The following is a 13,033-nucleotide window of genomic DNA, read 5'->3' on the forward strand; positions in this document are numbered from 1 at the left end:
CCGGCCCGCCGCAGGGGCCAAAGGAGCTAGTGCTTCGCCAGCGCCCCGGCCACCAGGAACGCCATTTCCAGGGACTGCATGTGGTTCAGACGGGGATCGCACACCGACTCGTAGCGGTCCAGGAAAGCGTCCTGGTCGATCGGGTCCGCGCCGCCGAGGCATTCGGCGACGTCGTCGCCTGTCATTTCCACGTGCAGGCCGCCGGGAACCGTCCCCAGCCCGTGGTGCACTTCGAAGAACCCGCGCACTTCGTCGATCACGTCGTCGAAATTGCGGGTCTTGTAGCCGTTGGGCGAGGTCACGGTGTTGCCGTGCATGGGGTCGGTGACCCACAGCACCTGCGCGCCGGACGCGGTGACCTTTTCGACGACGGCGGGCAGCTTCGCGCGGATGTTGCCGGCACCCATGCGGGTAATGAAGGTCAGGCGGCCGGGTTCGCGTTCCGGGTCGAGCTTGTCGATCAGGCGCAGGGCGTCGTCACCGGTGGTGGACGGGCCGAGCTTGACGCCGATGGGGTTGCGGACCCGCGAGAGGAAGTCCACGTGTGCGTGGTCGAGTTCACGGGTACGTTCGCCGATCCACAGGAAGTGGGCCGAGGTGTCGTACGGGAAGCCGGTGCGGGAGTCGATCCGGGTCAGGGCGCGCTCGTAGTCCAGCAGCAGGGCCTCGTGGCTGGCGAAGAACTCGACCCGCTTGAGGGCCTCGAAGTCCGCGCCGCAGGAGTCCATGAACTTGATGGCCCGGTCGATGTCCCGGGCCAGGGACTCGTAGCGGGCGTGGGCAGGGTTTTCGGTGAATCCCTTGTTCCACTGGTGCACCGAGCGGAGGTCGGCGAACCCGCCCTGGGTGAAGGCCCGGATGAGGTTCAGGGTGGAAGCGGAGGTGTGGTAGGCCCGCAACATCCGCGAGGCGTCGTGGCCACGGGACTCGGGCGTGAAATCGTAGCCGTTGACGATGTCGCCGCGGTAGGCGGGAAGCGTCACGCCGTTGCGGGTTTCGTCGTTGGAGGAACGGGGCTTGGCGAACTGGCCAGCCATCCGGCCCATCTTGATGACGGGCATGGCCGCACCGTAGGTGAGTACCACTGCCATCTGCAGGATGGTCTTGACGCGGGCGCTGATCTTGTCCGCGGTGGCGGCTTCGAACGTTTCGGCACAGTCGCCGCCCTGCAGCAGGAAGGCCTTGCCCTGGGCGGCAGCAGCGAGCCGCTCACGCAGGATGTCCACCTCACCGGCAAAGACCAGCGGCGGAAGTACGGAGAGCTCCTTGACCGAGGCCTCAAAGACCTCCCGGTCCTGCCAGCTGGGCTGCTGCGAGATGGGAAGGTCCCGCCAGTTGTCGAGTCCGGGATAGTTGGCGGCTCCGCTCTGGGCGGTGCTGGACAGCGTAAAGGCGGGTTTTGCAGATAGCTCAGTCACCATCTAAGACTAACGGCAGGCCGCGGCCGGTGGACACCGCCCCGTCACGCTGTGCACCCGCTGCGTCACAACTGCGCCGAAGCCCGGCGTGAGGCCCCGTTAGCCCGCGGCGGACGTGCCGTCGTCGTCGCCCTTGGGACCCTGGCCGCCGGCAGCGGGACCGGTCTCCTGGGCAAAGCCGCCCTCCACCGGTTCCGGTACTGCCAGCGGCTCGGCCGCCGCCTCCGGTTCCGCGGCCTTCCCCGCGAGCCGGAGCTTGACCACGGCCGCATATTCGTCCACGTACTCCTGCCCCGAGAGGCGCATCAACCGGGACATGATCTCGTCCGTGACCTTGCGCTGGACTGTCCTGTCCTCGGCCTGGTCCCGGTACTGGCTGAAGTCCAGCGGTTCACCGAAAACCATGCCGATCCGCCGGATGTTGGGCAGCCGCTTGCCGATGGGCTGGACTTTGTCGGTACCGATCATTGCCACGGGAATGACGGGAACACCGGCCTGCAGGGCGAGCCTGGCCACCCCCACCTTGCCGCGGTACAACCGGGCGTCCGGGCTCCGCGTCCCTTCGGGATAGATGCCCAGCAGGCCGCCGTGGTTGAGCACATCCATACCCGCATTGAGGGACGCAGCGGAAGCGGCGCCCCCGGACCTGTCCATGGGCAGTTGGTTGGTAAGCCGGAAGAACGCCGCCGTGAGCCTGCCTTTGACGCCGGTGCCGGTGAAGTATTCGGATTTGGCCAGGAACACCACCGGACGGTGGACCATGAGCGGCATGAAGATGGAATCTGAAAACGACAGATGGTTGGAGGCGATGATGGCGGCCCCCTTCGCCGGGATGTTGTCCAGGCCTTTGACCCAGGGCCGGAAAAGCAGCTTGATCACCGGACCGAGGAAGATCCTTTTCATGACCCAATAGAACACGTAGTGAACCTCTCCGGAAGGCGGCTCCCAGTCCCCGCATCGGGCCTGGCCAGCGATTCAATGCAACCCTACTCTAGTGAGATTTGGCTGGAACAGTGACACGATGGACTCATGACTGAAAGCAGCACCCCGTCCCGTCCGGCTGCTTTCAGCTACCCCGGCCACGGAGCCAACGCGCGCACCGGGATCGCCATCTGCCACGGGTTCACCGGCAGTCCCCTGAGCGTCATGCCGTGGGCGGAGTACTTGGCGGAGCAGGGCTACGCCGTCACCGTTCCGCTGCTGCCCGGGCATGGAACAGACTGGCGCCAACTGGCCCGTTCCGGCTGGCGCGACTGGTACCGCTGCTATGAGGCGGCCTTCCTGGACCTGTCGGCACGGACCGACGCCTGCTTCACGGCAGGGCTGTCCATGGGCGGGGCGATTGCCCTGCTCACCGCTTCCCGCCATTCGGTTGCCGGGGTCAGCGTGGTCAATCCCGGCCTGAGTTTCTATGACCGCAGGGTGCGGGTGATCGGGCTGCTGAAATATTTCCAGCGGACCACAGTCCCGATCCAGGAGGACCAGACCGGGGCGCCGGCGACCAACGACGGCGACTATTCCTTGACTCCGCTGGCTGCAGTACACGAATTGAAGAAGCTGTTCGCTGCCGCGGTGCGCAGCCTGCCCCGGGTGGACGCGCCGGTCCAGGTCTTCAAGTCGCGCACCGACGCCGTGGTCCCGCCCACCTCTCTGGGCCTGCTGAAAAAGGGCCTGGGTGCGCATTTGGCAGCGGTGGTTGACCTTGCCAGCAGCGGCCACGTGGCTACCCTTGACGTTGACGCGCCCTTGATCTTTACGGAGTCGGCAGCCTTTGTCGGAGCCCACGCCCGCCGCACCAGCACTTTGGAGGCCCCATGACCGCCGGCCCTGACCACAGCCCCTTCAGCAGCGCCTTCAGCGGCGAAGGCTCCCGCACCGGAGTGGTCCTGTCCCACGGCTTCACCGGAAGTCCACATGGGCTCAGGGCCTGGGCCCAGGCCCTCGCTGCTGCCGGTTTCGCCGTCCGCATGCCGCTGCTGCCGGGCCATGGGACAAGCTGGCAGGACCTGAACCGGACGCGGTGGCAGCAGTGGCACGGCGCCCTCGATGAGGCCTACCTGGAACTCGACGCCCAGTGCGACCAGGTGTTCGCGGCAGGCCTGAGCATGGGCGGGGCCCTGGCGCTGAGGATCGCCGCAACCCGTCCGGTTGCCGGGGTTCTCCTGGTCAATCCGGGCCTGACGGTCGATGATCCGCGTGCCCCGCTGGCCGGGATCCTGAAGCTGGTGCTCAAGAGCACCCCCGCCATCGGCAATGACATCCTCAAAGCCGGCATGGACGAGGGGGCCTACACCCGCACGCCCGTGGCCGCGGCCCATGAGCTCAACAAGATGTTCAAGGACACCGTCCGGCTCCTGCCGCGGGTCACCGCGCCCGTCCAGGTGTACCGCTCCACCGTGGACCATGTGGTGTCCGACTCCAGCATGGCCCTGCTGCGGCGCGGGCTGACGCATGCGCCGCTCGAGGTGGTGCAGCTCGAGAACAGTTACCACGTTGCCACGCTGGACAACGACGCCGACCGTATCTTCGAAGGCTCCGTGGCTTTCATCCGGCGGGTCCTGCAACCCGGTCAGGAGGTCCGCCATGGCAAGGCCTGACCCCGGCGCGCCGGACCCGGGCGCCAACCAGGACGACGCCGTCTGGCTTGACCTGGTGGCACGCCTGGAGTCGGACACTGTCGCCACGCGCCCTGACCCGCCCGGACCCGGGCGGCAGCCGGACAAGGCCGGCAGCCCCGGAAACCCGCCGCCGTCGTTTCGCGACTTCGACCCGTTGGGACTGGCCGGAACTCCGCCGGCCGGGTTGTCCGCCGCGGAGCGCGAAGCCGCCACGGAGCGCGGAGCCGCCGCTGACGCTGCCGGCACGTCCGGCGGCGGGCGGACGTCGCCGCATGACCCGGCCGGCCCGCGCGACTATGACGTGGACGACGACGGCGGGGAGTTCGTGCCGGAGGAGCCTCCCAGCCTGGCCGGCACGGATCCGCTGACCATGCTTGCGTGGCTTGCCGCCGTGGGTGGACCGGTGGCCCTGCTGCTGTCGGCGATGTTCTGGCGCGCCGCTCCGCTGCTTGCCATTGTCGGCATTGTTGCCGTGTTCGTGCTCGGCACGGTGTACCTGATCATGAAACTGCCGCAGGAAAAGAACGAGGACGACGACGGCGCGAGGGTCTAGCGCGCTCCTTGGCTGCGCACGCGGCTGCTGACGCGGGAAAGGTCGGCGGCGCCGATCAGTCCGGCGTTCGGGCCCAGGGCGGCCAGCTCGATGCCTGCCGCCGGGCGGAAGCCGCGCCCGGTCAGGTTCCGGGAGAAGGCTTTCCGGGCCGGTTCCACCAGCAGGTCCCCTGCTGAACACAATCCGCCGCCGATGACGAAGAGCCCCGGGTCCAGCGCGGCGGCGAGGTTGGCCAGGCCAAGCCCAAGCCATTCGCCCACCTCCTCGATCAGTTCCCGCGACGCACGGTCGCCGGCCAGGGCAAGTTCCGTGACGATGGCTCCGGTGATGTCTTCCGGATGTCCCCCGGCCGCAGCCAGCAGGTCCTGGGCAACGGGAGAGTTGGCACGGGCCAGCAGCCTCGCTTCCCGGCCCAGGGCGTTGCCGGAGGCGTACTGCTCCCAGCACCCCCGGTTGCCGCACTCGCACCGGTGTCCGCCGGGCATGATGACCTGGTGTCCGAACTCGCCGGCCACGCCGAAACGGCCGCGTTCCAGCCTGCCGTCCATCACCATGGCTCCGCCGATGCCGGTGCCCAGCGTGATGCAGACCAGCCGGTCTTCCCCCCGGCCCGCGCCGAAGCGCCACTCCGCCCAGGCCGCGGCGTCGGCGTCGTTGGTCAGGAGCACGGGACGGCGAAGGAGCCGCTCCAGGTTCTCGCGCAACGGTTCATTGCGCCATGCCAGGTGCGGGCTGAAGAGGACCGTTCCACCGGCGAGGTCCATCCAGCCGGCCGCACCGATTCCCACGGACCTGATCCGGTGCCCGCGGCTGAGCTCCTCCACCAGTTCCACGATGACCCGCTCCACTGCCCGCGGATCAGTTCCCGGCGTGGACCTGCGCGCCTCGCTGAGGATCCGTCCTTCGGCGTCAACCACGCCCGCCGCCACCTTGGTTCCCCCGATATCGATCCCGATGGCCAGGCCTTTGCGGTTGAGGCGCAGGTGTCCGCGGGCGGCACCGACGGGCAGTCGGCCGGGGCGGTAGGCGGCGTAGCGGCGGGGTGCCGGTCTTTTGAGGGGGCCGGCCTGGTCGCCGGGCAGCGGTCCGTACATAGTGTTTCATTCTAGGCGGGGAGCAGGATTGTCTTGACATGCGCAGCCGATGTGTCCCTGCATTGACGGCTAAGTTACTCGCCAGTAGGTTTAGGTACTGCACAGTCCGGCCGTGGGTATTAGTCTTTAGGCATGCCCCGGCGTGGGACCTCGGATATCAAAGGAGCTATAGTGCGCGAATTCAGTGTTCCGCCTCTTGTTGTTGTCCCACTGGAAACCAACATCACGGACCTGGTGCTGCGGCAGGCAGCCAAGCCCAGCAACCCCGCGCTCTTTTCGCGCCGGACCTCCGCAGGGTCATGGGAGGACGTCCGCGCCACCGATTTCCTGGCTGACGTCCGGGCACTGGCTAAGGGGCTCATCGCCAGCGGCGTGGGGGCCGGTGACCGGGTGGGCATCATGTCGCGTACCCGCTACGAGTGGGCCCTGGTGGATTTCGCCATTTGGTTCGCGGGCGCCGTTTCGGTTCCCATATATGAAACCTCATCCCCCTCCCAGGTCGCCTGGAACCTCGGGGATTCCGGTGCCGTGGCCGCCTTCGGCGAGTCCGCCCACCACGAAAACGTCATCCGGCAGGCAGTGAATGCCGAGGGCCTCACCGCCCTGCAGCACGTCTGGCAGCTTGAGGGGCAGGGCCTGGATGCGCTCCGTGAGGCGGGCCGCGGCGTCAGCGACGATGAACTCGAGGCGCGGCGCAGTGCGGCGGGCCTTCGGGACGTCGCCACCATCATCTACACGTCCGGTACCACGGGACGGCCCAAAGGGTGCGAACTGACCCACGGCAACTTCGTCGAACTCTCGGACAACGCCCTGGCCATCATCGGCGAGATCGTCCACGAGAACGCCAAGACCATCATGTTCCTTCCCCTGGCCCACGTATTTGCACGCTTCATTTCCGTCCTGGCGATGGCGGCCGGAACCACGGTGGCGCACACCCCGGACATTAAGAACCTCCTGGCGGACCTGCAAAGCTACGAGCCCACGTTCATCCTGGCCGTGCCCCGGGTCTTCGAAAAGGTCTACAACTCCGCACTGACCAAGGCCGAGGACGGCGGCAAGGGTGCCATCTTCCACCGGGCCGCGGAAACGGCCATCGCCTTCTCGAAGGCCCGCCAGGAAGGCCGGGTGGGCCTTGGCCTGAAACTGCGGCATGCCCTGTTCGACAAGCTGGTCTACGGGAAGCTGCGTGCTGCCATGGGCGGACACGTGGCCCATGCGGTGTCCGGCGGAGGCCCGCTCGGCGAACGGCTCGGCCACTTCTTCCAGGGCATCGGCCTGCAGGTGCTCGAGGGCTACGGCCTCACGGAAACCACCGCTCCCATCACGGTCAACACCCCGTCACGGATCAAGATCGGATCCGTGGGCAAACCGTTGCCCGGCAACGCCGTGAAGATTGCCGACGACGGCGAGATCCTTGCCAAGGGAGCCTGCGTCATGCGGGGGTACTACCAGCGCGAGGACCTGACGGCGGAAGCTTTTGCGGACGGATGGTTCCGCACGGGCGACATCGGCAGGCTGGACGAAGACGGCTTCGTCTGGATTACCGGCCGGAAGAAGGAGATCATCGTCACCGCGGGCGGCAAGAACGTCATCCCCGCCCTGCTCGAGGACCAGATCCGGGCCGATGCCCTGGTTTCGCAGGTGCTGGTGGTGGGCGACAACCGGCCCTTCATCGGAGCGTTGGTCACCCTGGACCAGGAGGCCTTGCCCGGCTGGCTCCAACGGCACGGACTCCCGGCGGACACGTCCCTGGAAGCCGCGGCAGACAACCCGGTGGTGAAGGCCGCTGTGCAGGACCTGATCACCGCCGCCAACAGCTCCGTGTCCCAGGCCGAGGCCATCAAGTCCTTCCGGATCGTGGCAGCCGACTTCACCGAAGCCTCGGGGCACCTGACCCCCTCCATGAAGGTCAAGCGCGCCCAGGTGATGAAGGACTTCGAAAACGTCATCGAGGACATGTACTCGGCGCCCCGCGCCTGACGCTCCCCGCTCCAGCAACGCCAAGGGGCCGCTCCGAACGGAGCGGCCCCTTGCTGCTGCCGTGGTTCGTCCCTGCCTACTGTTCGATGACCAGCAGCAGGTCTCCGCCCTGCACCTGCTCCACCGATGAAATGGCGAGGCGGCTGACCTTGCCGCCCACCGGCGTCGTAATGGATGCCTCCATCTTCATTGCCTCGATGGTGGCCACGGTGTCGCCGGCCTTGACCGTCTCCCCCGGCTTGACCGTCACGGTGACGGCGCCCGCGAAGGGTGCTGCCACGTGGCCCGGCTGGGACGGATCGGCCTTCTCGGCGGTCTTGACGTTGCTGACCACGGAACGGTCGCGGACCACCACCGGACGGGACTGCCCGTTGAGGGTGCACATGACCGTGCGCATGCCCTTCTCATCCGGCTCCGAGACGGCTTCCAGGGACGCAATCAGCCGGACGCCGCGCTCCAGCTGGATTTCGTGCTCGGTGCCGCGCTGCAGGCCGTACAGGTAGTCGCGGGTGTCGAGAACGGAGATGTTGCCGTAGGTCTCCACGCTCTTCAGGTAATCCTTGGTGGGCCCGTCGAAGAGGAGCCGGTTCAGCGTGTGCTGGCGGGTCTTCGAGTCGGACTTCAGCGCAGCGCTGTCCTCCGCGCTGAGCTCGACGTCGCGGACCTTCACGCTCCTGCCCTGCAGGGCCTTGGTCCGGAAGGGCTCGGGCCAGCCTCCCGGAGGGTCACCCAGCTCGCCGGACAGGAAGCCGATCACGGAGTCGGGGATGTCGTAGTTCTGCGGGTTCGCTTCGAAGTCGGCCGGGTCGGCGTTGAGGCCCACCAGGTGCAGGGCGAGGTCACCCACCACCTTGGAGGACGGCGTCACCTTCACCAGGTGGCCCAGGATCCGGTCGGCAGCCGTGTACATGTCCTCGATGGCCTCGAACCGCTCCCCCAGTCCCAGCGCCATGGCCTGCTGGCGGAGGTTTGAGAGCTGGCCGCCGGGGATTTCGTGCTTGTACACACGGCCGGTGGGTCCAGGCAGGCCCGACTCGAACGGCGCGTACACGCGGCGCACCGCTTCCCAGTACGGTTCGAGCGAACTGACGGCGTCCAGGCTCAGGCCCGTGTCACGGGGTGTGTGGGCCAGCGCTGCCACCAGGGCCGACGCCGACACCTGGCTGGTGGTGCCGGCAAGCGACGCGGAGGCGACGTCCACGGCGTCCACGCCGGCGTCGACGGCGGCCAGCAGGGTGGCCAGCTGGCCACCGGCGGTGTCGTGGGTGTGCAGGTGCACGGGCAGGTCGAAGCGTTCCCGCAGCGCGGTGACAAGCCTGGCCGCCGCGGCAGGCCGAAGCAGGCCGGCCATGTCCTTGATCGCCAGGATGTGGGCGCCGGCGTCAACGATCTTCTGCGCCAGGTCCAGGTAGTAGTCCAGGGTGTACAGCTTTTCGGCCGGATCCAGCAGGTCGCCGGTGTAGCAGAGGGCGACTTCGGCGACGGCGGTGCCGGTTGCGCGGACGGCGCGGATGGCCGGCGCCATTTGGCTGACGTCATTCAGGGCATCGAAGATGCGGAAGATATCGATACCGGTTGCCGCTGCCTCGTTGACGAAGGCTTCGGTGACTTCCTCGGGGTACGGCGTGTAACCCACGGTGTTGCGGCCGCGCAGCAGCATCTGGATGCAGACGTTCGGCATGGCCTGGCGCAGCGCGGCGAGCCGGTCCCAGGGGTCTTCGCCCAGGAAGCGCAGCGCGACGTCGTAGGTGGCACCGCCCCACGCTTCAACCGACAGCAGTTCAGGCAGCAGGTGCGTGACAGCGGGGCCGGCGGCCACGAGGTCGCGGGTGCGGACGCGGGTTGCCAGCAGCGACTGGTGCGCGTCGCGGAAGGTGGTGTCCGTAACGGCGACTGCATTCTGCTCCCGGAGCGCCTTGGCAAACCCTTCCGGGCCCAGCTCGAGGAGCTTCTGGCGCGATCCGGGCGCCGCCTGCAGGCCCTTGAACGAGGGAAGCTTGTCCGCGGGGTTCGAGTGGACCGTCAGCTCGCCGTTCGGCTTGTTGACGGTGACGTCGGCCAGCCAGGTGAGCAGCTTGGTGCCGCGGTCGGCGGAGACACGGGCCTTGAGCAGCTGCGGGCGCTGGTCGATGAAGTTGGTCGCGACGTCGCCGGCGATGAAGTCGGGGTCATCCAGCACGGCCTGCAGGAAGGGGATGTTCGTGGAGACACCACGGATGCGGAATTCGGCCAAGGCACGGCGGGCACGCGCGACGGCGGACGGGTAGTCCCTGCCACGGCAGGTCAGTTTGACCAGCATGGAGTCGAAGTGCGGGCTGATTTCGGCACCCGAGTAGACGGTGCCGCCGTCGAGCCTTACGCCGGCGCCACCGGCGGAGCGGTAGCCGGTGATCTTTCCGACGTCCGGGCGGAAGCCGTTGGCCGGGTCCTCGGTGGTGATGCGGCTCTGCAGGGCGGCACCGCGCAGCTTGACCGCGTCCTGGGAGAGGCCAAGGTCGGCGAGGGTCTCACCGGAGGCGATCCGCATCTGGGCCTGGACAAGGTCCACGTCCGTGACTTCCTCGGTCACCGTGTGTTCCACCTGGATGCGGGGGTTCATTTCGATGAAGACGTGCTGGCCGGCCCGCTCGCCTTCGGTGTCCACGAGGAACTCCACGGTGCCGGCGTTGACGTAGTTCAGGGCCTGGGCGAACTTGACGGCGTCCCGGTAGAGGGCCTGTCGGATGCCCTCGTCCAGGTTGGGCGCCGGGGCAATCTCGATGACCTTTTGGTGGCGGCGCTGGATGGAGCAGTCACGCTCGAAGAGGTGCATGACATTGCCCTCGGCGTCGGCCAGGATCTGTACTTCGATGTGCCGGGGACGCAGGACAGCCTGCTCCAGGAACATGGTGGGGTCACCGAATGCGGCGTCGGCTTCACGCATGGCCGACTTCAAGGCCTCGGGCAGGGCTTCCCGGGTGTCCACCCGGCGCATGCCGCGCCCGCCGCCGCCGGCGACGGCCTTGGCGAAGATGGGGAAGCCGATCTCATCCGCGGCAGCCAGCAGTTCGTCCAGGTCCTTGGACGGTTCGCTGGACTTCAGCACCGGCACGCCTGCTTCGCGGGCTGCCTTCAGCGCAGCCACCTTGTTGCCGGCAAGCTCCAGGACTTCGGCGGGCGGGCCGACGAAAGTGATGCCGGCTTCCTTCGCGGCACGTGCCAGCCCGGGGTTCTCTGAAAGGAAGCCGTAGCCCGGGTAGATGGCGTCGGCGCCGGACTCCTTGGCCACCCGGATCACTTCATCCACATCCAGGTAGGCCCGGACAGGATGCCCTTCCTCGCCGATCAGGTACGCTTCATCCGCTTTCTGGCGGTGGATGGAGTTCCTGTCCTCATTGGGGAAGACGGCAACAGTCTTGGCGCCCAGCTCGTAGCTGGCGCGGAAGGCCCTGATCGCGATTTCGCCGCGGTTGGCCACCAGAACTTTGGAAAACATACTTCTCCTGCATCATTGCTGGGTGGATCGGTGAGTGGTCACAGTGTCTAGGACCTACAAGGACAAACACAAATCTTTGTGTCAACCATCACAGATTTCCCCGTCATGTCACGAACGCTTACAGCCTGGCTGGCGGAATCCGCCCCGGCAGCACAGTCGGTGCCGTGCCGACGTCCGATTAAGCAGGATTCGCCGACGCATCAACATATGATGAGTAGGGCGGCAGGACCGTCCGGCTTCGGCTCTGCCGCAGCAAACATTACTCCCAACACTGCTTCCGGCGTTAGGTTTTGGTCTCTCAAGTGCAAGTAGTCAGCATCAGCAGCCTTAAGGGTGGAGTCGGCAAGACTTCCGTCACCACGGGATTGGCGTCTGCGGCGCTGGCCGCGGGAATCCGCACGCTGGTGGTGGACCTTGATCCGCACGCCGACGCCACCACCGCCCTCGGCGTCCAGCCGGGCGACCAGCTGGATGTCGGGCGGATGCTGAAGAACCCCCGCCGCGCGAAACTTGCCGAGAACGTCGTGCGCAGCTCCTGGACGGACCGGGCCCGCACCAACGGCTCGGGGCCCGCGGTGCTGGATGTCGCCGTCGGCTCCGCCTACACGGGCATCTACGACCGGCCGGACCTGGGCCGCCGCGACCTCCGCAGGCTTTCCGCGGTCCTGGCCGGCGCCGACGCCTACCAGCTGGTCCTGGTGGACTGCCCGCCGTCGCTGAACGGCCTGACACGCATGGCGTGGGCGGCCAGTGACAAGGTGGCCCTGGTGGCCGAGCCCGGGCTGTTCTCCGTGGCCGGCACGGAGCGGACCATGCGGGCCATCCAGCTGTTCAAGCAGGAGTTCGCACCAAATCTCTCCCCCGCCGGGATCGTGGCCAACCGGGTCCGGTCCGGCTCGTCGGAGCACACGTACCGCCTGGCCGAGATGGAATCCATGTTCGGCGAACTCCTGCTCAGCCCGCGGATCCCGGAACAGGCCAACTGGCAGCAGATCCAGGGCGCAGCACACCCGGTCCACCACTGGCCCGGCGACTCCGCCAAATCCGCTGCCGGACTGTTCGACGACCTGCTGGCCAACCTGATGTCGGCAGGCAGCGGTCTGCGGAGCCGAACCCGGTAAGACGGCCACCCTACCAGCGCAGAAGGGGCCGCCCTCCATGGAGAGCGGCCCCTTCTGCTGTTCCTAAGGTCTTAGCTGATCTTGCGTGCGGCGCGGCGCTTGCTGAGTTCGTCGTCGGGGAAGGACTGCTCGGCGGCGTGCTCGCTGGGCAGGGAGGCGAGGCTGCCTTCCACTTCCCGCCACACGCGGCCCACGGCAATGCCGAAGACGCCCTGTCCGCCCTGCACGAGGTCGATAACCTCGTCGGCAGACGTGCATTCGTAGACGCTGGCGCCGTCGCTCATCAGGGTAATCTGGGCCAGGTCCTCCACCCCGCGTTCACGCAGGTGCTCTACGGCGGTGCGGATCTGCTGCAGGGAAACTCCGGTGTCCAGGAGCCGCTTGACCACTTTCAGGACAAGGATGTCGCGGAAGCCGTACAGTCGCTGCGACCCCGATCCTGCCGCGCCACGGACAGCCGGCTCCACCAGCCCGGTCCGCGCCCAGTAGTCGAGCTGGCGATAAGTAATGCCCGCGGCCTTGCAGGCCGTGGGCCCTCGGTAGCCGGCGTCCTCATCCAGCACCGGGAGGTCCTCGGTAAACAGGAGGCCCTGGGCACCGCTCACGGGCACAGCAACACCAGCCGTGGGCTGCTTCAGCCCGCCTGCTTCGCCTTTGGGACTCACGTGGATCCTCCTTGTCGTACGCTCCCGATAACCAGTGCAGCAGACTTGGCATGAAGACCATGCGTGTGATTCTCGCGGGGCGCACTTTCCAGTGTGACTTGCGCGGCTG

Annotated in this window: 10 protein-coding genes; 5 read left to right on the plus strand and 5 right to left on the minus strand. The window is 67.4% G+C overall.

All coding sequences use genetic code 11. The features are described from left to right. Window positions 1-26: 26 nt before the first annotated feature. Both AC2JAJ_RS20385 and AC2JAJ_RS20390 read right to left on the minus strand, forming a co-directional pair. Window positions 27-1,421 carry a class II 3-deoxy-7-phosphoheptulonate synthase gene (locus tag AC2JAJ_RS20385; protein ID WP_221387482.1) on the minus strand — a complete coding sequence of 465 codons (1,395 nt, stop codon included), beginning with the start codon at window positions 1,419-1,421 and terminating at the stop codon, window positions 27-29. Window positions 1,422-1,517: 96 nt separating this feature from the next. Then, on the minus strand, window positions 1,518-2,336 hold the full coding sequence (locus tag AC2JAJ_RS20390) for a lysophospholipid acyltransferase family protein (protein ID WP_486414729.1): 819 nt from the start codon (window positions 2,334-2,336) through the stop codon (window positions 1,518-1,520). Window positions 2,337-2,447: 111 nt separating this feature from the next. Here AC2JAJ_RS20390 and AC2JAJ_RS20395 point away from each other — a divergent pair, with 111 nt between their 5' ends. From AC2JAJ_RS20395 to AC2JAJ_RS20405, 3 genes are read left to right on the plus strand one after another with little or no spacing between them, the layout of a single operon-like run. Continuing rightward, window positions 2,448-3,236 (plus strand): alpha/beta hydrolase, encoded by a 789-nt coding sequence (locus AC2JAJ_RS20395; RefSeq protein ID WP_486414728.1) that lies wholly within the window; start codon window positions 2,448-2,450, stop codon window positions 3,234-3,236. After that, window positions 3,233-4,015: an alpha/beta hydrolase gene (locus AC2JAJ_RS20400; protein WP_486414727.1), complete on the plus strand. Its 783-nt coding sequence runs from the start codon at window positions 3,233-3,235 to the stop codon at window positions 4,013-4,015. The genes AC2JAJ_RS20395 and AC2JAJ_RS20400 overlap by 4 nt, the downstream gene beginning before the upstream one ends. Then, window positions 4,002-4,589 (plus strand): hypothetical protein, encoded by a 588-nt coding sequence (locus tag AC2JAJ_RS20405; protein WP_501053279.1) that lies wholly within the window; start codon window positions 4,002-4,004, stop codon window positions 4,587-4,589. Before AC2JAJ_RS20400 ends, AC2JAJ_RS20405 begins: the two co-directional genes overlap by 14 nt. Here AC2JAJ_RS20405 and AC2JAJ_RS20410 read toward each other — a convergent pair. Further along, the gene (locus AC2JAJ_RS20410) at window positions 4,586-5,683 is read right to left on the minus strand and encodes an ROK family glucokinase (protein WP_473697542.1); all 1,098 of its coding nucleotides are present in this window, start codon (window positions 5,681-5,683) and stop codon (window positions 4,586-4,588) included. The two genes, AC2JAJ_RS20405 and AC2JAJ_RS20410, sit on opposite strands and share 4 nt — an antisense overlap. A 171-nt stretch (window positions 5,684-5,854) precedes the next feature. Between AC2JAJ_RS20410 and AC2JAJ_RS20415 the strand changes: the two genes are divergently transcribed. Next, a complete protein-coding gene (locus AC2JAJ_RS20415) occupies window positions 5,855-7,663 on the plus strand; it encodes an AMP-dependent synthetase/ligase (protein WP_486414725.1) in 1,809 nt (602 codons plus the stop codon). Between the two features lie 76 nt (window positions 7,664-7,739). Here the strand turns inward: AC2JAJ_RS20415 and AC2JAJ_RS20420 are convergent, their stop codons facing one another. Next, complete coding sequence (locus tag AC2JAJ_RS20420) at window positions 7,740-11,138, minus strand: pyruvate carboxylase (RefSeq protein WP_473697544.1); 3,399 nt, start codon at window positions 11,136-11,138, stop codon at window positions 7,740-7,742. 302 nt (window positions 11,139-11,440) lie between these two features. On the opposite strand from AC2JAJ_RS20420, the gene AC2JAJ_RS20425 reads away from it, so the two are divergent. Further along, window positions 11,441-12,259 carry a ParA family protein gene (locus tag AC2JAJ_RS20425; RefSeq protein WP_486414724.1) on the plus strand — a complete coding sequence of 273 codons (819 nt, stop codon included), beginning with the start codon at window positions 11,441-11,443 and terminating at the stop codon, window positions 12,257-12,259. 71 nt (window positions 12,260-12,330) lie between these two features. On the opposite strand, the gene AC2JAJ_RS20430 is transcribed toward AC2JAJ_RS20425, so the two are convergent. Beyond that, complete coding sequence (locus AC2JAJ_RS20430; protein WP_018763528.1) at window positions 12,331-12,924, minus strand: MerR family transcriptional regulator; 594 nt, start codon at window positions 12,922-12,924, stop codon at window positions 12,331-12,333. Window positions 12,925-13,033 lie beyond the last annotated feature (109 nt).

Source organism: Arthrobacter sp. MOO21, assembly GCF_057369995.2.